The sequence below is a fragment of the Clostridium saccharoperbutylacetonicum N1-4(HMT) genome (assembly GCF_000340885.1).
GTDB classification, from domain to species: Bacteria; Bacillota; Clostridia; order Clostridiales; family Clostridiaceae; genus Clostridium; species Clostridium saccharoperbutylacetonicum.
This window is the reverse complement of sequence record NC_020291.1, coordinates 344,789-369,311: the sequence shown is the minus strand read 5'-3', so window position 1 is coordinate 369,311 and position 24,523 is coordinate 344,789. Positions and strand designations below refer to the sequence as shown.

The following is a 24,523-nucleotide window of genomic DNA, read 5'->3' as shown; positions in this document are numbered from 1 at the left end:
TGCGTTTATGTTTTAAAATCCTAATATTGATCCACCGAAAAATACTATTATTCCAGAGATAACTATGTATACTACACAAACTTTTAATGCTGAATTTAATATTTTCCCCTCATTTCCTATTAAGCCAGTTGCTGCTGTTGCAACTGCTATACTTTGAGGTGAAATCATCTTTCCAGCTGTAGTTCCAAGTACATTACCAGCTGCAATCCAATATGGATTAGCTCCAATAGCATTTGCTACCTGAACTTGTAGTTGACCAAAGAGTATATTAGCTGATGTGTCACTTCCGGTTATAAACGTTCCTAGCGCTCCTATTACTGGAGCAACTGCTGGATAAAATCCTCCAGCCACTAATACCAATACCTGAGCTATCGAATTTATCATCCCACTGTATCCCATTATCTTAGCTAGAGATACAATTGAAACTATTGTTACTGCAGATTTTGTCATCTGTTTAAACGTCTTCACCAAAACTACACTTATCTCTTTTAACTTATATCCTTGTAGTAAACCACCTAAATAAGTTGCTATAATTATCAATACTCCAGGCGTTACAATCCACGAAAAAGTATCTGGTTTTGCTCCCTGTCCTGTATAAATCAATATTGAAGTTTTTATTTGAGATAATGGAGTGTATATCGCTTTAAAGAGTGGTGAGCATATCATTACGAATAGAAATACCAATACAAATGGTAGCCATGCCATAAAACCTTCTTTAAAAGTAACATCAATTTCTTTTTCATCATTTTTATCATTGTAAAATTTCTTTGCCATAAATATTGTTACTGCAATTGAAACTATTGATCCAATTACCGCTGGTAATTCAGCTCCAATAAATTTAGCTACAAGTATCTGTGGTACTGCAAATGCAATTCCAGATGCTAATGTAATTCCAAAAACTCCTTTTATAGCTTTTATACCGTTACCAGTTAAGGAAACTAATATAAAGGGAATTAATATTATCATTATTGTTAGCTGAACAGTTGTTATGTAGGATAATTGACCTACATCTAAACCTGTAACTTGAGCTAATGTAGATACTGGTAGACCTATCGCACCAAAAGCTGTTGGTGTAGTATTAGCCACTAAACAAATAATTGCAGCAAAGACTGGTTCAAACCCTAGTGCAGCAAGTATACTTGCTGGAATTGCAACTGCAGTTCCAAATCCTGCAACAGCTTCAAGAAATCCTCCAAAGCCCCAGGCAAGTATTAATACTAAAATTCTTTTATCACTTGTAACACTTGTCATAATCTTTTTTATAATTTCCATACTTCCTGTATAAATGGATAAATTATAAGTGAATACTGCACCTATAATTACAAGTACTATTGGCCATAAAGCTGTTGCAACACCTTCTAAGGTTGCCGTAATAGCATTTGTAATATTCATCTTTAAGATAATTACAGCTATTAACACCGTTATTAAATATCCAATAGGACAGGCCTTGTATCCTGGAATTTTAAGCTTCCCAAGAGAGACCATGAGCCAGACAATAGGAATACATGCTAAAAAAAATGATAAATACAATTGAACTCCTCCCTTTTATTATATCATACCAATTTCAAATTGGTAGTACCAATTTCACTTTTATTATATCTATCAAAATATTAATTGTAAATAATAGTTATATAATTAACAGAAAATGTTTACATAGAAAAATCCGCTTATTTTTTTATGCTTCTCGTTTTTTCAATACAGCACAGGCATTGTTATTATTTTAACTTTTCAAAAAAATTTTTTTAGCATAATATTTTAGTTGTTCTTGTTATTTTTTTGTATAAAAAATAACAAGCATATCTGTAAGTTCATTTTTCATCAATTCATACTGGCAAATTCACCTTATTAAATCTCATATAAGAGCCAATTGCTTGATAAAAAATATCCATCACAAATATAAACTTGTTATTTTATTTAATATTTCTAAACTATCTCCATATTTAATTTATCTCTTAATTAACTATACTATTTACTCATCATAGTCATATGCTTTTCTAATTAAATTGAAATGTTCCTTCATAGCATTATAAACTTTAGCTTCATCTCTACTTTTCAATGCTCTAAATAAATTTTCATGTATTTCTAATAAACTTTCCTTTGTGTTACCTACATGTAAAATTTGCATTCTAAACTTTTTAATGAATTCATCCATTAGCTGCGAAATAACCTCTAGAACATTAATTAATAATACATTTCTCGAAGCTTTTGCTACTATGTAATGAAACTTAATATCCAGTTCAAGACTTTCTTCTTCACTTTCTGCAAGATACATTCTATCTAATATTGCTGCTAAGAGTGCAAGTTCATTATCTTGTATATTCTTGGCTGATAACCTAGCACACTGTAATTCCAAAGATTCTCTTACATCAAACATTTCTCTTGGAGAGCTTTCTTGTAACATAAACATAACTGAAAGTGGTTCAAATAATGAATCTTCAAAATTAGTTTTTATATAATTTCCAGCTCCACGTCTACTTTCCACTAAACCAATTACTTCTAACGCTCTTATCGCCTCTCTTATAGATGTTCTTGATACCCCAAGTGATTCTGACAGCTCTCTTTCTGATGGTAATCTATCTCCTTTTTTTATTTCCCCTGATTTTATTTTATTTTTAATATCATCTATAACTTGATCATATACTTTTGGATTCTTATTAGGCATAATTATTCGTATCTCCCTTACTTACATTCAATATATCTATTTATTTTCATTGAATATTATACATCAAAGACAATCTAAATCCTATAATGACTTATATATTTGATACTCCTCTTTATACCATAAAAAAGCAATATACTCTACTGCTTCTTTACTTGATTATATATATTTAAGTATTTTTTCTTTATTATTTACAATTAAATCATATCCATTTTGATATATTGCCTTTAACTTATTTTTATCTCTTTCGAATCTATCTATATTCATATCTACTGTTGGTCTTATTATCATTGCCTCTCCATTTTCTTCTAATTTCTTGCAGAAATCAAGCTGTTCATTATATTTAATATGCCTGTCTCTTAATACATTTGCCAACTTTGGATACTTATTCTTATATATTCTATAAGTTAATTTATTAGTCTTGGATTGTGTTTTTCTATACCCTTCATTTCTAGTCAACACAATTATGTTCTTATCATTTCCATCTTCTATTGATTTCTTAATTGGTATAGGATCAGAAAGCCCTCCATCCGCATAGTAATTTCCATTAATCTTTTCAAATGGAAATACCAAAGGAATTGCTATACTTGCCCTAAGTATAGAATTTCTTTTATCTAATAATTCCTTATCAAAATATTCTACTTTTCCAGTTTGAATGTTGAAAGCACCAGCTAACATTCTCCCATTAAATTCATAAAACGTCTTATAATCAAACACGCAGTGTTTATTAGGTATCTCATCAAATACAAAATCTAAATCCATTAAAGATTTACACCTTATTAAATTTCCATAACTAATATATCTTTTATTATCCATAAATCTTTCCATTATTTCTAAATTTCTTCCTCTTTGCTTAGAAACATAGGAATAAGCATTTGTAGCCCCAGCGGATACTCCAATCACATATTTTAATTCTGCTCTTATATCTAAAAGAGCATCTAATACTCCAGCTGTAAATAATCCTCTAAAAGCTCCACCTTCAAGTACAAGTCCAGTCATAAATTACTCCTCCACCTTCATTTAATTACTTTATTATACTATAAGTATAAATTATATCCATAATTAACTATTTTAAATTAATAAATATAAAAAATAAAGTGTAACCAATTATTTTATTATTTCTAACACACTAAGCGTTATAAAATAACCTTTTAAATAATTATTATTGACCTTTAATTTTTTTTATATTATACTAGTATAAACACTTACTTTATATTAAAGGGGAGTAGTTATAAATATAACATCAACAATCGCGGCTAAAATTTTAGTCTGGTGTTATATACCTTTAAGGTAACGAGACTTTTAATATAGCTTCAAAAATCGAAGTTATATTAAAGGTCTCTTTTTATTTATAACCTCAATATATAGTTTTTATCTAAAATATCTAATTCGAAAGGAAGATGTAATTTATGGAAAAATATTTTTCTAAAACTACAGATGAAGCATTAAAAAACTTTGATGTTACCTTATCTGGTCTCACAAGCACAAGAGCTTCAGAAATTTTAAACACAGTTGGAGAAAATATTCTTAATGAAAAAGAGAAGAAAAGTATCTTCTCTGTATTCGTAGAACAATTTAAGGACTTATTAGTAATCATTTTAATTATTGCTGCTATTATTTCAGCTATGACTGGAAATATGGAAAGCACCTTTGTAATTATTGCTGTTATAATTTTAAATGCTATTTTAGGAACTATTCAATATGTTAAAGCTGAACAATCCTTGGATAGTTTAAAAGCACTATCTGCACCTAATGCTAAAGTTATTAGAGATGGAGTTAAAATCGAAATACCTTCTAAAGATGTTGTTCCTGGTGATATATTAATCTTAGAAGCTGGTGATTTAGTAGTTGCCGATGGTAGAATTTTAGAAAATTTCTCTCTTAAAGTTAATGAAAGTTCATTAACTGGTGAATCAGAAAGTGTAGACAAGTTCTCTGAGGTTATTGATAAAGATGAAGTTGCTCTAGGTGATCAAAAAAATATGGTTTTTTCTAGCTCTCTAGTTACATATGGTAGAGCAACAGTTCTTGTTACTAATACTGGTATGAATACTGAGCTTGGTAAAATAGCTTCTCTTATGGAGTCAACTCAAGAAAAGACCACTCCACTTCAAGCTTCTTTAAATGATTTTTCTAAAAAGCTTGCTATAGCAATAATGGGAATATGTGTAATTGTATTTGGATTAAGCATCTACAGAGGTACTGATATTTTAGATTCTTTAATGTTTGCTGTTGCTCTTGCTGTTGCTGCTATTCCTGAAGCACTTAGTTCAATAGTTACAATAGTATTAGCCATAGGAACTCAATCAATGGCTAAAGAAAATGCAATTATTAAGAAATTAAAAGCTGTTGAAGGGCTTGGCTGTGTATCAGTTATCTGCTCAGATAAAACTGGTACCTTAACTCAAAATAAAATGACTGTAAAGAAAATTTTTGTAGATAACAAATTAATAGATGCTAATAAGATAGATACAGATAATTCTGATGTAAGTTTTCTTTTAACTAGTTCTGTACTTTGTAACGACTCAACTTCTATAGATGGAAATGAAATTGGTGACCCAACAGAAGTTGCTTTAGTTAACTTAGCTCATAAATATTCTATAAACGAAATTGAATGTAGAAATACTCATGAAAGACTTAAAGAAATTCCTTTTGACTCTGACAGAAAGCTTATGAGTACCCTTCATAATATTGATGGAAAAAATATAATGATTACTAAAGGTGCACTTGATGTATTATTAGATAGAGTTACTTCAATAAAGACATCAAATGGTACAAATGCCTTTACCAATAACGATAAAATCAATATAAACAACACTAATAGAGAACTTTCATCACAAGGGTTAAGAGTATTAGCTTTTGCTTATAAAGAACTTACTGAAGATAGAGAACTTTCTTTAGAGGATGAAGACAACTTTACCTTCCTTGGATTAATTTCAATGATTGATCCACCTAGAGAAGAATCTAAAGCAGCAGTTAGTGATTGTATTAAAGCGTCTATTAAACCAATAATGATAACTGGAGATCATAAGATTACAGCTTCTGCTATTGCAAAAGAAATTGGGATCCTACAAGATGGTGATTTAGCCGTAGAAGGATTAGAACTTGATAAAATGTCAGATGCTGAACTTAACTCTAAATTAAAACATATATCAGTTTATGCCAGAGTCTCACCTGAGCATAAAATAAGAATAGTTGAAGCCTGGCAGAACAAAGGTAAGATTGTTGCTATGACTGGAGATGGTGTTAATGATGCACCAGCACTTAAACAAGCTGATATCGGTATTGCAATGGGAATAACCGGTACTGAAGTTTCAAAGGATGCAGCTTCAATGATATTAACAGATGATAATTTTGCTACTATTGTAAAATCAGTTACTAACGGGAGAAATATTTATGCTAATATAAAAAATTCTATTAAATTTCTTCTTTCAGGTAATATGTCTGGAATACTTGCTGTACTTTATTCGTCACTATTAGCACTTCCTGTTCCATTTGCAGCTGTACATTTACTATTTATTAACCTTTTAACAGATAGTTTACCGGCTATTGCAATAGGTATGGAAAAATCTAAAAGAGATGTTTTAAAAGATAAACCTAGAGATGCCAATGAATCAATATTGACTAAAGATTTTATTACTGATATCTGCTTACAAGGTTTGCTTATAGGGATATTCACTATGACTTCATATCATATAGGACTAGCTACTGGCAATCATGGAATAGCAATGACCATGGCCTTTAGTACCTTATGTTTAGCAAGATTATTCCACGGATTTAATTGTCGTGGTAAAAAATCTATTTTTGCTCTAGGAGTTTTTAGTAATAAATTTAGTTGGATAGCTTTCATATCAGGCGTTATACTAATTAATGCAGTTTTACTTATTCCTGTTTTACAAGGACTATTTGAAATAACTCCACTGACTACTAATGAAATGTTATTGATTCACTTGTTAGCTTTTATCCCAACTTTAATAATACAACTAGTTAAAGTGGTTAGGGGTTTTATTGAAACAAAAAATGAAACAGTTAATCCTAATAATATTGATAATGATAAGACAAAAGCCCATGCTGCTTAAATAATAATTAAGCATATAAAAATAAAGAATTCTTTTAATGAGAATTCTTTATTTTTTAATGTATAACATAAATGTCTATTTTTCTCTAAGTTTACTTTCCTTAAAGCCTTGCTGAGTTGGATTCCCTGGTTTTGCATCAAAATCTATTGGGAGATATTTATTATCAATTATTTTTTCATAATCAATGTCAGAAAAATAATTACAAAAATTAATTTCAACATAAATCAATTTGTTATATTGTTTATCTGTCAAAGCATAAATGTAACCTTTATAACTATCAGCATAGGCTGCACATACTGGATAATTAAATCCTGTTGCACTATATATCAAATAATTCTTAGAAGAATCTAACTTTGCTAGTCTATCTATTTCTGTTTTATAATCTTCATCATTACATGAGTATACCAAATATGATACATAATTAGGATCAAACGGATCATAATAATAATAGCAAAACTCTTCAATTTTAGCAGAACTAGGAACCTTGTATGGAAATATCTCATTATTATGCTGTCCATTTTGACCAAAATATTTACTATAGTTAGAAATATTCGTTGTTTTATACTTTTCTCCTAAAAGTACAGTCCCACAACCACTAAAGCTTATTATAACTACAATAATCAAAAAACATAATAGTATTTTCCTCATTTACACTACCTCTCTTGAAATATTATAAATATTCTATACTTTCTATTTAGTCATCACTTTGTCAATTATCTCTCTTCCCTTGTAGTTTGCATAATTCCATTCCTGCCACGTTCTTTCTTCATATACCCTATTTTTATATTCATTTATTATCGCTTTACTATTCTTATCTATAATAGATATTCTAATTAGAGGTTCAAGCGCCGAAACACTCAAATCATCAAATGCACCTATAGTGTTCACTTGTCCTGTTTCATATAACTGTGCATCATATTCTCCAATTCTATAATCAATATTTGCATAATTTAAGCCCAAAAACATAATTGTAAAAATAATAAATAAATTTTTAGTAAGTTTAAATTGATTATAAAATGTCTTAATTCCTATCAATACTAAAGCTATACAACCTAATATTAAAAACCAAGATACATAAACACGCATAATTGTGATCCCATAAGCATTAATGTAAAGCCACATTTTCGAAAATGCTGAAATTACTAAAAATAAAGTAAATGCAATAAGATAAAAGGCAAATCCATTAATCGTAAAGCTTCTTTTCTTATTTTCTTCAGTATTAGTAAACATTGTTAGCACTATAATTAAAATTAAATTTATACCACCTAATGGAATGCATTCAAAAAAACCTTTTCTTGCATATGCTGCAAAAGTATAATCTGAAGGTAGTATTCCTTGAAATGCAGATATAAAATAAGTTAATTGAGATAAACAATAGATCATATAAACAACGCAAAGGAAGCTAGCAATTGTAACAACAATAATAAAATCAAATTTTATATTTTTACTTCTTTCTTTCTGTTCATTTACACTTTCCCTTTTATTTCTAATTGTATAGAAAAAACCGTTCAATGGGAAAAATATAAGTACAAAGCAAATTAATCTCTGTAATATCCATGTCAAATCAAAATTAAATTTATTGGATATCAGCTCTATTACACCATTAAATGCTGCATCAGTATTCATTAAAAGTAATGTCGCAATAAACACTATAGGAAAACCAATTACAAGCCCTATTGCAATCTTTAAAAAAATCTTATTAGACTCTTTAGACCTTGCTTTTATTGTTTCATTAATTATATTAATAGGTTTACTAATATTCTTTATTGGCATAAATAAGCCTACTGGAATTATTTCTAGAAACCATCTAAAGGATAATGGATTATACGAATTAATTCCGAATTGTTGACTTGTATGTAATACAATTAGTCCATACAAAAATAGTATATTAAAAAACTTAAGCAAAGCATTATCAAAAAACATGAAGCATAACGCTGTCATAACTATTGGTATTAGTAATATATTGTTTTTAATATCTTGCTTAATTTTTAACATTTTACTTTGCCAAAAAATCAAAATATAATAACTAATTACAGCTATAGGTACAGCTATTCCCCATCCACCAAAAATCAAAAGTTCCATAAATAAGATAGTACCAATAGTTGCTGCTATCATAGCTTTTCCATCTTGTCCAATCATATAATTTACTCCTTATTCTCTTAATTTGATTGTTATATTTAAGTTCTGTTGTTGCATAAATGATCCGTATTGCAGCATAGCTGCTCTTTTTATTTAAGTTCCGTTGTTGCAGCATAGCTGCTCTTTTTATTTAAGTTCCGTTGTTGCAGCATAGCTGCTCTTTTTATTTAAGTTCCGTTGTTGCAGCATAGCTGCTCTTTTTATATGTGTAAATCTTTCTAATTCAATTTTTCTAATCTTCCTTTATATATTCTAATAAATCTCCTGGCTGACACTCTAGCACTTCACAAATCGCATCTAAGGTTGAAAATCTAATTGCCTTTCCCTTGTTATTTTTTAATATAGATAAATTTGCAAGTGTAATTCCAACTTTTTCTGAAAGTTCATTCATGCTCATTTTTCTTTTTGCCAGCATAACATCTAAATTAACTATTATAGCCATTTATATCACCTCTTCTAATATGCGTAAATCAGTTATTGTTGCTCCTTTTGCTATGAAATTTTATTGTAAGATACAACTTACTACTTTTTCTATATAGTTAATTCATTTTCTCTTTGTATTTCAACTGCTACTTCTACTAGCTTATAAATAATCGTTGAAATAAGTGAAACCATAAAAGCCCCTACAGCAATAGTAATTGTTCCAAGGGTTGCACTTAAAAATACACATGTATATAGATAACAAATAAAAACGAAAATTGAACAAATACTAATAAATTTCAAACTAAAAATACTACTATCCGAAAATGGTTCACGTTTTATAATATTCTCAGCCAATTTTTTTGTCATCCATAAAATTATCCAGGTTGGTATACCAGTTAAATACAGTAGTACAAGTATTGAAGTATGATTTACTATAGAATAGAAAGTGCTTTCATTAAATATAATCGGCATTACCCAAGGTAAACCAATTATAACTGCTGTTAAAACAATAAGTCCCAAACTAATAATTACGTATAAAATTTTACTTAAAAAATCTGCTTTTAATTTCATAATTTCTCACCTCTTGTTTATTATAGTATGATTTATTTTGCATTTCAATATATTTTTATCGAAAAACAACATATTTTTATCGATAATATATATTATAATTTTCTATTATTTCTATTGTTCCATTAATAAATTCTATAGTATACTAATAATAATCACATGTTATATTCAAATTTAACTTAGGAGGATATATGATTAAACTTATTGAAAAAGCTAAGACTACACATAATTTAAATGAAAGTGAAATATTACAATTATTGCAAAATGATGATATAAACCAAGAATTATTTAAAGCCGCTGATGATGTTCGCCAAAAGTATTTAGGTGATTTTGTTCATCTAAGAGGATTAATTGAATTCACAAATATATGTAAAAGAAATTGTTTATATTGTGGCTTGAGAAGAGATAATAAAAATATTGAAAGATATAGATTGACTGAAGAAGAAATTTTAGATTTTGCCAAAAAAGCAGTTACTTATGGCTATAGAACCCTTGTACTCCAAGGCGGAGAGGATGATTTCTTTACAATTGAAAGAATGACTAAAATAGTACAAGAAATTAAGAAATTAGGTGTTGCTTTAACTTTAAGCCTAGGTGAAAAGACTTATGATGAATATAAAGCTTTTAAAGCTGCTGGCGCTGATAGATACTTAATCCGTATTGAAACCACCGATAAAAAACTATATGAAGCTATGGATCCTGAAATGAGTTTTGAAGAAAGATTAAATTGCCTTAATAATCTACGTGATTTAGGCTATGAAGTTGGAAGTGGTATTCTAGTTGGTCTTCCAAATCAAACTCTTGAATCTATTGCTAAAGATATATTATTCTTTAAGGAAATTAATGCAGATATGATAGGTATAGGACCCTTCATTCCAAATGAAGATACTCCTTTAAAAGACGCAGAGGGTGGAAACCTTACTCTAGCACTAAAAGTTATGGCTTTAACTAGATTATTACTTCCTGATATAAACATTCCTGCAACAACAGCAATGGAATCTTTAGCTCCTAATGGAAGAATAGTTGCTCTTCAAAGTGGTGCAAATGTTGTAATGCCAAATGTAACTGAAGGCGAATATAGAAAGCTTTATGCTCTTTATCCTGGGAAAATATGTACTGGAGACACTCCAGCTCATTGTAGGGGCTGCATAACTGGTAAAGTAACTGGAATTGGAAGAATAATTTCAGATGGCTATGGCTTCAGAGGAAACCAAAATACTAATGCTCATGATAAAAATTAAAACTTACTATAAAATCTTATAACTCATAAAAAGATGCCATATTAATTTGCTGGCATCTTTTTTATTTAGCTTTTTACTCTGAATATGTTTTCGTTATTAATTTTTCATAACAATTTAACTTCATTTATGTATAAATATAATTGCTATCAAATACCTTCAAAGGAATTTTAAATTCTGGAAATCCAAATACATATGGAGCTAATTCATACAATTGATAATAAATAACAAGCTCGCCATCTTGTATATAGAAATTTTGATTTTCTTTTATACCTTTAAATACATTTCCCGAATCAAAATAGTTTTGAGGATTTTCCTTTATTTCTCTTTTTATTTCTTTATTGATTGTATCCATATAATTATATCCAGGAGCAAATAAATCTTTTAAAAACAATAAATTTTCTGTACTTTTATCTATTGTGTAGGAACTCCTTATGGTCATACCATGAGCCCCTCCCAAATATTCATAATAATCATTAAATAAGCTGAGCACTTTATTATTATCTTCAGATACTGTATATCTTGAAAAAATTTCATAGGGGAAAGTTGGTTTTTCTTGTCCGATCTTGCCAAAGTATTCTTTTGCTGTTTTCTCTGCATCATTTATTTTAGGCAAAATATCATCATTAATCGTATTATTAATTATATTTACCCTTTTTTCATCATTTCCACCTATAAATTGGGGTATTTTTATGTCTTCTTTTAGATAATCTGAATTTTTCTCTATAGACTTTTCCACAAGCTTAATTTCGCTTTGACCATTAATCACACAACTTATACACAAATTCTGTGGATAAGCTGTATATAACATTGAACTTGCTACAATTATTCCAGCTATATTAGTTAAAATGCCCATATAAACACCTCCTAGAATTTATACATTTTATGACTTAATTTAATTTATATCCACAAATATCATATGTCATATTATGTCTATTAACACTTTTATAACAGGTTATCCACAAGCGACTGTGGACAATGTTAATAAGTTGTACTATTTATATATTATGCTACTCTTTTTATAATATTATTCCTTTAATATAATTGGATAATAACCACAATTCTTAATTTTGCATTCTTGTTAATCCTATTAATTGTATACCTTATTAAAAAAATCAAAATTCCTATAATTTTTCTTGTAATTTAGGATATAATTATAGATGAATTACATTTTCAATTCAAATGATAGGAGGTCAAATGGTTTATTTATGCCTAACTTAAAAGATTTGAACATAATTTATTTTTTCAAAAAAATATTAAGTAAAAAATATGCATTAATTTTTATATCCATTATCTTACTTGCTATAGTATGTTTCTCTATCAGATATTTTAATAATAGTTCATCTAAAAATGAATTAGTACATAACAATGATTTGGAAAGCAAATCTGTGGATAACTCAAGTGCTCAACTTTTCAATAAAATGATTAATGAAGTAACCTCCAAAAAAGCTAAATTAAATAATGTCATACTAACTAATGCTAATATAGGCATACCAGTACTATATTATCATTCTGTTACAGAGCCAGCTACCAACGAAGTAATAATAACACCTGAAAAACTTAAAGCAGAACTCACATATATAAAAGACAAAGGCTATATAACCCTTACTATGAAAGATTTAAAAAATTATTTATTAAATCATTCACTTATTCCTGAAAAAAGTATCCTTATTACCTTCGATGATGGATATATGGATAATTATTATAGCGCCTTTCCTATATTAAAAGAATTAAATATGAATGCTACAATATTTTGCATAACTTCTAATTTAGATGGCAATTATTATTTATCAAAAGAAGCAATAAAAGAAATGTCTACATATGGAATCGATATCGAAAGCCATACTATTAATCACCCACATCTCAATAAACTCACATATGAAGACCAATTAAAAGAATTAACGGAATCTAAAAAAACTTTGGAAGCAATAACTGGTAAAGAAGTTACTTCAATCGCTTATCCTTTCGGAGATTATAACGAAGATAGTATAAAAGCAGCCAAAAATTCAGGATATACTTTTGGATTTACCACAAATAGAGGCCTTGCAGATAAAGATGACAATTTTTTCAAACTTGATAGAATTTATATTAGTTCCACATATGACATGGATACTTTTAAAGATGTGTTAACTAAAACGAAAAAATAGCCCTAATTTTAAGGCTATTTTTTCGTTTCATCTTCACTTTGATCCTTTGGTAAGTTTTGTTGATTTCCTGAATTATTTATAATTATTGGCACTTTATTTTCAGAAATAACTTTATTGGTTTTAATAAGTGTTCCATATTTTAGTGGTTGACCACTTATTGTCATAAGAGTCTTTTTACTTAAATCTATCATTTGATTTTTCACAGCATATTCAAAGGTTTTAGATATAGCTTCATCTACATCTTTATTTTCAACATCTATGCTGTTAATAAGCTCTTTTCCCTTTTCCGTTGGTGAATACATATATATCACTTTGTTAAATTTATTAATATGTATTTTTATATTGGAGCTTGTCTCAATGACAATTGTACTTTGCGTTGTCCTATATTGAATAATAATACCACTACCAATAAGTATAAGTACAAATAATAGAATAGATATGTGAATCCTATAATTTCTAAAAAATCGTTTTTCTTTACCTTCTGCTATTTCTCCAACACTAACTTTATCACTAGTCTTTATTTTAAAGAATTCACCTTTAGACGTCAAAATATATACAGCTCTGCCTACCAATTTTACTGCTAACCCTTTATGTATTTTCTCATTCTTATTTGAAATATTAATAACATTGTTATCTTCCTTTAATTTTATTCTAAGTGAATCTTGCAAACTCTTATAATAAGGATTATTTAAAACTATGTAGTATGCTAAAATATAATCTCTAAGTTTTTCTAAATATTCAGGTTTAAGCCTTGTTAACTTACTTAACTTCCCTATAGGCAAGTCTTTCTTTTCAATAACCTTTTGTAATATTTCCTCATCACTTATTATGTAATATGCAACATTTAAAGATACATTTCTATCATTTTCTCTCAGTGGAAAATTAACTAAATCTTTAAGTAAAACATTATATGTATTTAATTCATTTAAAAATAAAGATATTTGCTTGCTTTTATTGCTTTCATTTCCATCTCCTAGTACCATCATTGATGGAGCCGAAGCAAATACATATCTATCTTTCTTAAAGCCTAATCCATCCATATAATTAACACCTCTTTAAAATATTAACCCTTTATATATCTATTTCATACTATGTTATTATAGCATATAAAGCCCTTCATTAATAAAATATTATATACTTAAAATTAATATTTTGGAGATTATTTATGAGAGCTAAAATAATTTATGTTGATTTTAAAAGAAAGCACAGAATTTCTTTTATACATTTCCTTTTAAATAAAGTAATCAAACTCATTACTATTAGGTTTAATGTTAAAATTCCTAACTCACAAATAGTTAATTCTTATAAAATTAGTCGTATTTCAAAGTAATACGTATTCAACTAACTTCTATATAATTATTTTTTATATAATCGCATAGCATATTATGTTAAAATAAATAAAGTATATATATTGCAAATATAATTTTGCAATATATATAATAATTATTTGAATGAGGTGTTATTATATGCGAGTAGGCTTAGGATATGATGTTCATAGATTAGTTGAAAATAGAAAGTTAATTTTAGGTGGAGTTGAAATCCCATATGAAAAAGGATTACTTGGTCATTCTGATGCTGATGTTCTTCTTCATGCAATAATGGATTCTTTGTTAGGTGCTTGTGCCCTTGGAGATATTGGTAAGCACTTTCCTGATACAGATAGTAAATTCAGCGGCATATCTAGCCTTTTATTACTTAAGGAAACAGGAAAACTAATTTTTGAAGCAGGATATGCAGTGAATAATATAGATGCTACTATAATTGCACAAAAACCAAAAATGTTACCACATATTCAGAATATGAGAGAAAATATATCTGAAGCTCTTAATATAGATCTTGATAAAATTAATATTAAAGCTACTACTGAAGAAGGTCTTGGCTTTACTGGTGAAATGCTTGGAATTTCAGCTCAAAGTATAGCTTCTGTTGAAAATATCAAATAAAAACTAAGTTTTTAGGGAAAGTTTACTAAGAATTAAGTAAACTTTCCTTTCATATTTATTTCATAACCTATTGCTCGACTATTATTCTAATATACCTCACTTAATTTTTTTCGCAAAACCTCTTTAAATAACTCACCTTTGTCAGAATTACTTATTGCAAATTTACAAACCTCTCTCCATTCCTCTATAGTCATTCCTATTTTATTTTCAAATTCTTTTTCTGTAGACGTTATCAAAGATGAGGATATTACAAATTCACCTACTTCTTCTGGAGTATTAAAAACCTTTATATATATAAAACGTTGATTATTACCTATCCATCTTCTATTAAAATCAATTATAAATTTTTCTAATTCCATTTTGATTCTATCATGTGGAAGAGCCCATAAGCTATTAAGGAAATCATAGTCTCTACGCATGTTTATCGCTGTTTCCCTTGTTATCTTTTTTGCTTTTTCACCTTCCTTAGAAATCTTATCAATTGTCATGTGTGGAATTTGTGAAATAATTCTATCTTTCCCGTGTACCCATCTGTAAAAAGCTTCTTGCAAAAATGGATATTGAAGATAGCCTACTAGACCTTTTATATTTGGAACATACCCCCACATGTTGTGTATTCCATTTTTCTTTCCAAATAATATTGTGTGAAAGTAAACACTCTTCTCTGTCGGCAGCTTTTGCATTAATACATGCGCTCTTCTATTTTTGTTTTCTCTTAAAACGTTTTCCCAATAATTAAACGAATTATAATTCTCTTTCAATTTATTCACCTTCCTACTAAAGATTTAATAAAATATATTAATATAACTTATAAACCCTTTTTAGGGTTCACTTGGCACAATATGAATTTGAATTTCCTAATATTATAATATCATTTTTTCTTCCATTTTATTGATATTTTATAAATTTTTATCATATTGATTAAAATTGCTATTTCCTATTGATTAATTTATAATAATAACTGTTAGTAACTGAATATACTTATATTGATTAATATAATTTAAAATATTTTTTACCCTTTATGTATTTATAAATATATAAAGCAGAATCTAAGGAGGATTAAAAATTGTCTTTATGTGAAATATGTAATGCCGAAGCTGATATACATCATATTGTTCACAGAAGTGAAGGTGGCTTTGATATAGAATTAAACTACAAATATTTATGTCCGTCTCATCATAGAGGAAAATATGGCCCCCATCAATCCAAAGAGGTTGATCTTAGATATAAATTAGATCTTCAAAATAAACTATATTTTATACTAAAAAAAGATTATTATTCTTTTAAAGAATTAGCTTTAGAATTAAATATTCCAAAAAATACTCTAAAACGAATAACTAGAAACTTAAAGCTTTATAAAGAAGGCTTTAAGAAATCAGAAGTAATTTTTATAATAATGGGTGAAAAATTTTATACTGAAGAAATGATTGTTAATCTAACTTTAGATAAACTGATTGAAGATAATTATTAGACTTTATTTAAATTTATTATATCTAATAAGGCTATCTGCTCATTTTATAAGCAAATAGCCTTGTACTTTCAATTAGGATATATTAAATTCATCATCGTCATCATCAAAACCTACTGATTCTTTTTGTTTAATATAATCTTTTATCTCTGTTACTTTAGTGCCCCCCCATCCAAAATCCTTTAGCTGTAAATCTTCTTCAAACTGCTCCAATTGATATATATCTAAGTCTTCTAAATTTTCTATCAAGGGCAAATCTAAGTTTTCATAATAACTAAGAGTATTATTAATAACTTCTTCTTTTTTTAGTTTGTTATCTAATATGGAAGCTGAATCTTCTTTATTAACTTCATCATTATTAACTTTTTCTAAAGAACTTATGCTTTCAATACCTATTTTTTCATCTTTCTTATCTACAGTTATTTCAGCATTAACTTCATTTTTTTCAATTTTAAATAATTTTACTTTTTCTATCAGATCATCAGCCTTATTCAATAGTAAATTAGAACTATTACTAACCTTTTCAGCAAATATTGCTAGTTCCACGGATGAATCTGTAACTTGAACTAAAGAATTAGATGTATTTATTATTTCTTCTGATAACTCACTGACAGTATCAACGATTAAATCTTTGTTATTGCTAATATCATTAAATAAATCATTAATATTTGTAACCTTAGGTGCAATTTCACTAACTAGTACAGCTATCTCAGCAAACGAACTTGATGCATTGTAAACTGCATCTTTTTGTTTCTGCAATTCACCATCCATATTATTAGATTCTTCAACAAGTTTTTGTATTATTTTCATAAGTCTGTTTATTATTTTACTAATATTTTGTGCTGATTCTTTACTTTTATCTGAAAGTTTCTTTACTTCCAAGGCTACAACATTAAAGCCTCTTCCAGCTTCTCCTGCACTCGCTGCTTCAATAGCTGCATTAAAGGATAGAAGATTTATTTGTTCTGAGATTCCATTTATAATATTAGTAATTTCATGAACATTTTTCATGTCCCCTTGTATATATTCAATACTAGTTGAAAATCTTCCAAAACTATCATTAACACTTACAATTCCATCATTTAGTTGTTCAATATCTCTTGAACCTTCTAAAGATTTATTATTTATTATAAAAACATCTTCACTTATTAAATTAACATTATCTTTAACTAGGTTTATTTCATCTCCAAAAATTGATAACTTGTTAGATATCTCTTTGAAATCACAGCTTTCCTTATTTGTACTTATTGCAACTTCTCCTATGGATGCTGATATTTCTTCTGTAAGAACCGCTAATTGTTCTGATATCTCATTTAAGGACAATGATCCAGTCCTTACAACACTAGCATTTTCCTTTACTGACTTTATCATATTACCAACTGATTCCTTTGCTTGTCCTACACTTATGCATATAGAACTTATTTCATCATTAACACTAATGTATTTTTTATCTATTTGAGAATAGAAATCTCCATTAGCAATACTATCAACATAAGTTTTAGCTCCATTTAATCTATTTATCACCTTTATTGTAAATACAATTATTAATATAGCTATTAATAATATCATAACTACAGTTACTATTGCATCGATAAAAGCCAAACTATTTAATGCACTTAATAAATCTTTTTCTTCTACCGTTATTCCTATTGAAAGTCCTGTTTTTCCAATAGGACTATAGGTCATATACATAGCTTTACCATCATACATATATTTTCCTATTCCAGATTGATCTCCTATAGTCATGCTCTTTCCTATGTTGTTTAAATCATCTAAAGATGCTTTATCTGATGTTATGTTTGTAATATTTTTATTTTCACTTACTAGGCTTTCATCTGCTGCTACTATATAATTTCCATTGTTATCTACAATTATTGAACTTCCTGTCTTTAAAAAACTTATTTCACTATTTATCTTGGAAAAATCCATGCAATCCTTCATTGAAGTAATAATCCCAATTATGTTACCTGCTGAATTTTTAATTGGCACTGAATATGATATTACTTTCTTTTTCGTATTAGGATCTACAAATGGATTTGTTATTGCAGCTTCTCCTTTTATTGATTTGATAAAACTTTGAGTTGTCTTTACATTCTTTTTATTCCCTGATATATCAATTGCTTCTCCATTTTGATTACTTATACTCATATCTAGTTGGTTAACAGCTTTTAAAGAAGCTTGAAGAACTTTAACTTTCTCTTCTAATTGTATATTTTCATTAATAATTATAGGATTACTTGCTAAGACCTCTAGATTCTTAATTTCACTTTGAATTTGATCATCAGCTCTCGATGCAGCTATCTTGGTCATCTCTGACATCACATTCAAATTACTTTCCTTTAATGAATTACTTGCAAACTTATAGCCTAGAACTGCTAATGCTGTAAATGCAATCAATAACATTGGTACCAAAAACATAATGATCTTAACTTTTATACTTTTTATTTTTTTATTCATTGCTGCCTCCTAAAATAAATATATGAAAAATATGCCTAATTCTTATATCTTTCTGCACAGCCTAATTGTAGTGTACTTGTATAAATTCCTCATTAAATCCAAATTAACTCTCGTTAATTAAATGTTAAACACACGTTAACTTTACTAATTTCCCCTTAAAATTATTTAATTCAATTCGATATAGTTTTCCATTTTACTTTAAATATATCTTTATTTCTCAATTATGTTTAATATAATTTTTTTATTAACTTGTTGACATAGAAAAATACAATGATTATAATAATAACTATTAATAAAGTAAATACGTTGATGAGGACAGTAAGCTAAAATCTTATTTTTCAGAGAGAGAATATGCTGGTGTGAGTATTCTTAGATAAATTTAGACTGAAAACCACCTCTGAGTGACTCTAATAAAGTCCGTTATTATCACGTTACGATAATTTTAAGTGACCTATTTTATTAGGTTATTTGGAATAGTTTTTATGCTTTTACATATAAGCTATTTTAATTAATCTTTCTTTAGGTAATTAGAGTGGAACCACGGATATCACTTCGTCTCTATATTTTAGAGACGGAGTTTTTTTATATTTAAATATATAATTATATAATTCAAAGAAATCACGCAGTGATTTCTTCCAAAACTGTAAATTGCCCACAGAATACCCTAAAGGGCATAAACTGTTAACTCATAACTGTTAACTGAATTAAGGAGGAGTAAAAATGATAAAAGTAACTTTAAAAGATGGTTCAATAAAAGAATTTGAAGCTGGATTATCAATTTATGAAATTGCTAAAGCAATTAGTGAAGGCTTAGCTAGAAATGCTTGCTGTGGTGTTATTAACGGAAAAGTAGCTGATCTTAGAACTGAAATTAATGAGGATGTTTCTTTAGGCATATGTACATTTGATGATCAAGAAGGTAAAGATGCTGTAAGACACAGTATATCTCATGTATTAGCTTATGCAGTAAAAAGATTATTCCCTGAAACAAAATTAGCTATAGGACCTTCAATTGCTAATGGTTTCTATTATGATTTTGATAGAGAAACTGCTTTTTCTGCTGCAGACCTAGAAAAGCTTGAAGCAGAAATGCAAAAAATTATTAAGGAAAATCCTGAAATTACAAGATTTGAACTTCCAAGAAATGAAGCATTAGAATTAATGAAGGATGAGCCTTATAAAGTGGAACTAATAAATGACCTTCCTGAAGATGAAGTAATATCTTTCTATATGATGGGTGATTTTACTGATTTATGTGCTGGTCCACATTTATTATCATTAAAGTCAGTTAAAGCAATCAAGCTTATTAGAAGTGCTGGTGCTTACTGGAAGGGTAATGAAAAGAATAAAATGCTTACAAGAATTTATGGTACTGCTTTCTTAAAGAAATCAGATTTAGATGCTTACTTAGAAGCTGTAGAAGAAGCTAAAAAGAGAGACCATAATAAACTTGGTAGAGAATTAAAATTATTCACAACTGATGAAAATGTTGGTCAAGGACTTCCTCTATTAATGCCAAAAGGAGCTAAAATAATTCAACTACTTCAAAGATGGGTTGAAGATGAAGAAGAAAAAAGAGGCTATGTTATAACTAAAACTCCACTTATGGCTAAGAGTGATTTATATAAAGTTTCTGGTCACTGGGATCATTATAAAGATGGTATGTTTGTATTAGGAGATGAAGAAAAGGACGATGAAGTATTTGCATTAAGACCAATGACTTGTCCATTCCAATATACTATATACAATGCTGAACAACACAGTTATAGAGATCTTCCAATAAGATATGGTGAAACTTCTACTTTATTTAGAAACGAAGCTTCAGGAGAAATGCATGGTCTTATAAGAGTTAGACAATTCACTTTAGCTGATGGACATTTAATTGTTACACCTGAACAATTAGAAGAAGAATTTAAAGGTGTTCTTGAATTAATTCAACATTTAATGACTACACTTGGAATTGCAGATAAAATAACTTATAGATTCTCTAAATGGGATCCAAACAATACTGAAAAATATATCAATGATCCTGAAGCCTGGGATAGAATTCAAGGTATAATGAAGACAATTTTAGATCACTTAGGAGTTAATTATACTGAAGCTGATGATGAAGCTGCTTTCTATGGTCCAAAGCTTGATTTACAATTTAAAAATGTTCATGGTAAAGAAGATACTTTATTCACAGTTCAAATTGACTTTGCATTAGCTGAAAGATTTGATATGAGCTATATAGATAAAAATGGAGACAAGAAACGTCCATATATAATCCATAGATCTTCAATTGGATGCTATGAAAGAACTTTAGCAATGCTTATAGAAGAATATGCAGGGGCATTCCCTACTTGGCTTTCTCCAGTTCAAGCAAAAGTATTACCAATCTCTGATAAATATAATGATTATGCAGAATCAGTTGCAAAAGCATTAAAGAACAGAGGCGTTAGAGTTGAATCAGATTACAGAGCTGAAAAAATTGGATACAAGATCAGAGAAGCAAGACTTGAAAGAACACCTTACATCATAGTTGTAGGTGAAAAAGAAGCCGCAAATAATGAAGTTTCTGTAAGAAGCAGAAAGAATGATGATGAAGGTGCTATGAAGCTAGATGCATTCATCGAAAGAATTGTTGCTGAAATAGCAAATAAAGAAAGATAAAGCTAGTAATAATCTATCTTTATGAAATAATCAAAATAAACTAAAAGGACTAAACCGAGTTACTATCAACTGAAAAATGTAACTCGATTTAGTCCTTTATATTTACTTAATAATAGATAGCTTCAATATCAAGATAAAGTTCTTTAATTGTGTTAAGCTGCTTATCTAACTCATTTATTTTTTTAGTAATATTCTCCACCAATAAATTTTTATTTTGAATATTCTCCTGATTCTTGTTTACCAATTCCTTTGCATGATTAATCTGATTCTCTAAGTCTTGAAAAACTGAGTATTCTTTCATAAAATACGGTTTTTGTTTTGCTTCTTCAATAAGTGCCTTTTCAGCATCTACCATATTAGTTTCATTTAAAAATTTGCTAGCTTTTTCTTTCCATATCCCAGGAGAAATCATGCTCTTAAAGGTACCGAATTTATCTTTTGATTCATTAATATGCTTTTCAGCCGCTTCTTTTTTACTACGAAGTTCATCATAAATCATGAAAGATGGTAATAATATTCTCTTTTCAGAGTTCATAATTATATTCTTAAATTCTTCCTTATAATTATTATATTTTTCCACCGACATATCATAATTTTTCATTAATTGAACCTGATTAATTTCTAATTCTTGTTTTTCTTTAATTAACAATTTAATTTCATTTTCTTTATCTTCTTTTTCCATAGAAATGTCATTGTATCGATGCTGCTTCTGTTTCCATATATTTATCATTTCCTTATAATTCTCTAAATTCGTAGCTTTATTAGTAGCTATTAAATCAACATTGATTATTTCCATTAATAATATAGGTAATAAATTTTCCTGTAAAGCATCATTTGTACCACTAACTCTACTAGCTAAAAACATCAAGCTCATAAAATATTCATTGGCATTAACTTCAAGTTTTTTTTCTACTAAACCTTCTACATATAATAATATTTCTTGAAACTCTGAATATTCATATGAGCTTCCTAAATTTATCATTATTGATAATAGTTCAAAAGGATGTGCTCTTATGGCATCTTTAAGTAAAGCTTCAGTAATATTATCCAAATTATATTTTTCATAATGTATCTGCCTTTTATCAATATTTTCATCTCTACTTTTCAATTCCACAATATTCTCATAGATTCTATTAACTAGTTCTTCATCAACTTGTAAGTTACTTTTACTTTTTAAAGCTTCTAATACTTTTTCAATATAATATAAGCTTATTCCATCTATCTTATTTATTTTCCCTTTAAAATCAGCCTCATTTATTAAAAATTCATATCCCTTTTCTACTATCGTATCTAAGGCTTGTACAAATTGTCTTCTATTAAACACATTTCTTGAAGGAATGCTGGCCAATTTTATTAATTTATAATATAATACAAGTCTAATTTCTGCATCACTTATATTTTTTAGTTCCTCTAATCTTCTATTCACTAATTCTAAAAACTTGTCTTTAGTTGATTTTGTTAATAGTTCTTTAGACTTATTTAATGTGCTAGATATCAAATTTATACTAGTAGCAATTATGTAAACTATCCTTAGTTCTTTTCCTTCTATATTTAAGAAAGCTCTATAGAATTGCTCATATTTGATTTCCTTCCTTATTTTTTCATTCAATATTTCCTTGAATATTAACGTCTTCCTTTTTGCTTCAATAATGTTTTGTGAATACGTGGTTATATTATCATTAAATATTTTATCCTCATAATTTATTTTGATCATTATATTCTTTTGTTCATTTTCTAATATCTTTTGCAAGTTCTTATCATAGGAGAATTCTATAGTTTCTAAATTATCTTCATATTTCTTTGTTAAATCTACTAAGTTTTCATAGGCTTTTCTCGCAATCTCCAATTCCTCTTCAAGATATTGCTCAAGTCTATTTATTGAATCATCTTTTTCTTCTAATTTTTTTATTAAATTACTTACTTCCTGTTTTTGTATTTCCGCTTTAACAAGTTGACTTTCTTGTGCAAAAATTAATTCTTGACTTTCATTACACTTTTCTCTTAAATTTTCAATTTTTTTAATATAGGTATTGTAGTCTTTCTCCACATCTAAAACTTGTTTTCTTTGTGCTTCAATTTTTCTGTTCAATCCAATATATATTTTCTCTAAGCAAGCTTTTTCTTCTTTTATTGCTATTATTTTATTATTCATTTCACTTATGTTTTTCAATTCACTAGACTGCTCAAGAATTGCTTGCCTTAAAACATTGATTTGTTTACCCTTTAGCACAACATCTTCATCTATTTTTATTATTTCCTTTTTCATATATTCAATAGTGCTTGGAGCTCTAAAACTGACTTCATCAGTAAGTGCCATTTCCTGTATCTCAGCTGATTTTAAATACCAACAAAAAATATTGTGTATCATTTCCAATATCTCTATCGGATGCTTAGCCATCCCTTTTGGTTTTCGATTATAGGAAGAGTGATCATATGCATTAACCAATATAATCTCAAAAGCTCTATAAATTTCATCTGGTATCTCATATCTTTCGCTAACTTTAATATTATTAATTAATTGCCATGCAGCAACATTTGATTCTATACTATATTTTTCTGCAATATCTTTTATAAAGCTTTCTAACACTTTCCTTACAATAATCCTAGTAATTATAGGAAAATATTCACATACATATTCTGCTTTTACTAATGCATCATAATATTTCTCAAGACTCGTATTCCTCAGGTAAAAAAAGTTGCTTTCATTATATTCCATAAATTCTCCCCCTAATTATAATCCTAATTATCACT

At 28.1% G+C, this 24,523-nt stretch carries 18 protein-coding genes and 1 other annotated feature; of the genes, 6 read left to right on the top strand and 12 right to left on the bottom strand.

Annotation, left to right across the window (positions count from 1 at the left end):
• Nucleotides 1–12: 12 nt before the first annotated feature.
• The 3 genes from CSPA_RS01720 to CSPA_RS01710 form a co-directional block, all read right to left on the bottom strand.
• On the bottom strand, nt 13–1,485 hold the full coding sequence (locus tag CSPA_RS01720; RefSeq protein ID WP_042314972.1) for an L-lactate permease: 1,473 nt from the start codon (nt 1,483–1,485) through the stop codon (nt 13–15).
• A 484-nt stretch (nt 1,486–1,969) separates the two neighbouring features.
• On the bottom strand, nt 1,970–2,662 hold the full coding sequence (locus tag CSPA_RS01715; protein ID WP_015390491.1) for a FadR/GntR family transcriptional regulator: 693 nt from the start codon (nt 2,660–2,662) through the stop codon (nt 1,970–1,972).
• 156 nt (nt 2,663–2,818) lie between these two features.
• Nucleotides 2,819–3,658 (bottom strand): patatin-like phospholipase family protein, encoded by an 840-nt coding sequence (locus CSPA_RS01710; protein ID WP_015390490.1) that lies wholly within the window; start codon nt 3,656–3,658, stop codon nt 2,819–2,821.
• A gap of 410 nt (nt 3,659–4,068) precedes the next feature.
• On the opposite strand from CSPA_RS01710, the gene CSPA_RS01705 reads away from it, so the two are divergent.
• Nucleotides 4,069–6,738 (top strand): cation-translocating P-type ATPase, encoded by a 2,670-nt coding sequence (locus tag CSPA_RS01705; protein WP_015390489.1) that lies wholly within the window; start codon nt 4,069–4,071, stop codon nt 6,736–6,738.
• Nucleotides 6,739–6,813: 75 nt separating this feature from the next.
• On the opposite strand, the gene CSPA_RS01700 is transcribed toward CSPA_RS01705, so the two are convergent.
• From CSPA_RS01700 to CSPA_RS01685, 4 genes are all read right to left on the bottom strand, one after another.
• Nucleotides 6,814–7,386 carry a hypothetical protein gene (locus tag CSPA_RS01700; protein ID WP_015390488.1) on the bottom strand — a complete coding sequence of 191 codons (573 nt, stop codon included), beginning with the start codon at nt 7,384–7,386 and terminating at the stop codon, nt 6,814–6,816.
• A gap of 42 nt (nt 7,387–7,428) precedes the next feature.
• On the bottom strand, nt 7,429–8,877 hold the full coding sequence (locus CSPA_RS01695) for a DUF4153 domain-containing protein (protein ID WP_015390487.1): 1,449 nt from the start codon (nt 8,875–8,877) through the stop codon (nt 7,429–7,431).
• Nucleotides 8,878–9,109: 232 nt separating this feature from the next.
• Nucleotides 9,110–9,319 (bottom strand): helix-turn-helix domain-containing protein, encoded by a 210-nt coding sequence (locus tag CSPA_RS01690; RefSeq protein WP_015390486.1) that lies wholly within the window; start codon nt 9,317–9,319, stop codon nt 9,110–9,112.
• 89 nt (nt 9,320–9,408) lie between these two features.
• Entirely contained in the window at nt 9,409–9,870 is a 462-nt protein-coding gene (locus CSPA_RS01685; protein WP_015390485.1) for a DUF2975 domain-containing protein, read from the bottom strand.
• A gap of 188 nt (nt 9,871–10,058) precedes the next feature.
• Here CSPA_RS01685 and hydE point away from each other — a divergent pair, with 188 nt between their 5' ends.
• A complete protein-coding gene (gene hydE / locus CSPA_RS01680; RefSeq protein WP_015390484.1) occupies nt 10,059–11,108 on the top strand; it encodes a [FeFe] hydrogenase H-cluster radical SAM maturase HydE in 1,050 nt (349 codons plus the stop codon).
• A gap of 124 nt (nt 11,109–11,232) precedes the next feature.
• On the opposite strand, the gene CSPA_RS01675 is transcribed toward hydE, so the two are convergent.
• Nucleotides 11,233–11,961, bottom strand: a complete 729-nt coding sequence (locus tag CSPA_RS01675; protein ID WP_015390483.1) for a DUF3298 and DUF4163 domain-containing protein — start codon at nt 11,959–11,961, stop codon at nt 11,233–11,235.
• Nucleotides 11,962–12,265: 304 nt separating this feature from the next.
• On the opposite strand from CSPA_RS01675, the gene CSPA_RS01670 reads away from it, so the two are divergent.
• Nucleotides 12,266–13,252 carry a polysaccharide deacetylase family protein gene (locus CSPA_RS01670; protein ID WP_015390482.1) on the top strand — a complete coding sequence of 329 codons (987 nt, stop codon included), beginning with the start codon at nt 12,266–12,268 and terminating at the stop codon, nt 13,250–13,252.
• Nucleotides 13,253–13,266: 14 nt separating this feature from the next.
• Here CSPA_RS01670 and CSPA_RS01665 read toward each other — a convergent pair whose 3' ends face one another.
• The gene (locus CSPA_RS01665) at nt 13,267–14,292 is read right to left on the bottom strand and encodes an anti-sigma factor domain-containing protein (RefSeq protein ID WP_015390481.1); all 1,026 of its coding nucleotides are present in this window, start codon (nt 14,290–14,292) and stop codon (nt 13,267–13,269) included.
• 426 nt (nt 14,293–14,718) lie between these two features.
• Between CSPA_RS01665 and ispF the strand changes: the two genes are divergently transcribed.
• Nucleotides 14,719–15,195: a 2-C-methyl-D-erythritol 2,4-cyclodiphosphate synthase gene (ispF, locus tag CSPA_RS01660; protein ID WP_015390479.1), complete on the top strand. Its 477-nt coding sequence runs from the start codon at nt 14,719–14,721 to the stop codon at nt 15,193–15,195.
• An 86-nt stretch (nt 15,196–15,281) separates the two neighbouring features.
• Here ispF and CSPA_RS01655 read toward each other — a convergent pair whose 3' ends face one another.
• Complete coding sequence (locus CSPA_RS01655; protein WP_015390478.1) at nt 15,282–15,956, bottom strand: hypothetical protein; 675 nt, start codon at nt 15,954–15,956, stop codon at nt 15,282–15,284.
• 305 nt (nt 15,957–16,261) lie between these two features.
• Between CSPA_RS01655 and CSPA_RS01650 the strand changes: the two genes are divergently transcribed.
• A complete protein-coding gene (locus tag CSPA_RS01650; protein WP_015390477.1) occupies nt 16,262–16,666 on the top strand; it encodes an HNH endonuclease in 405 nt (134 codons plus the stop codon).
• A gap of 72 nt (nt 16,667–16,738) precedes the next feature.
• Here the strand turns inward: CSPA_RS01650 and CSPA_RS01645 are convergent, their stop codons facing one another.
• Nucleotides 16,739–19,120 carry a methyl-accepting chemotaxis protein gene (locus tag CSPA_RS01645; protein WP_015390476.1) on the bottom strand — a complete coding sequence of 794 codons (2,382 nt, stop codon included), beginning with the start codon at nt 19,118–19,120 and terminating at the stop codon, nt 16,739–16,741.
• Between the two features lie 297 nt (nt 19,121–19,417).
• Nucleotides 19,418–19,683 (top strand) — a binding site (T-box leader).
• A 157-nt stretch (nt 19,684–19,840) separates the two neighbouring features.
• Here CSPA_RS01645 and thrS point away from each other — a divergent pair.
• A complete protein-coding gene (gene thrS / locus CSPA_RS01640; protein WP_015390475.1) occupies nt 19,841–21,772 on the top strand; it encodes a threonine--tRNA ligase in 1,932 nt (643 codons plus the stop codon).
• 106 nt (nt 21,773–21,878) lie between these two features.
• Here the strand turns inward: thrS and CSPA_RS01635 are convergent, their stop codons facing one another.
• Complete coding sequence (locus CSPA_RS01635; RefSeq protein WP_015390474.1) at nt 21,879–24,488, bottom strand: hypothetical protein; 2,610 nt, start codon at nt 24,486–24,488, stop codon at nt 21,879–21,881.
• Between the last annotated feature and the right edge of the window lie 35 nt (nt 24,489–24,523).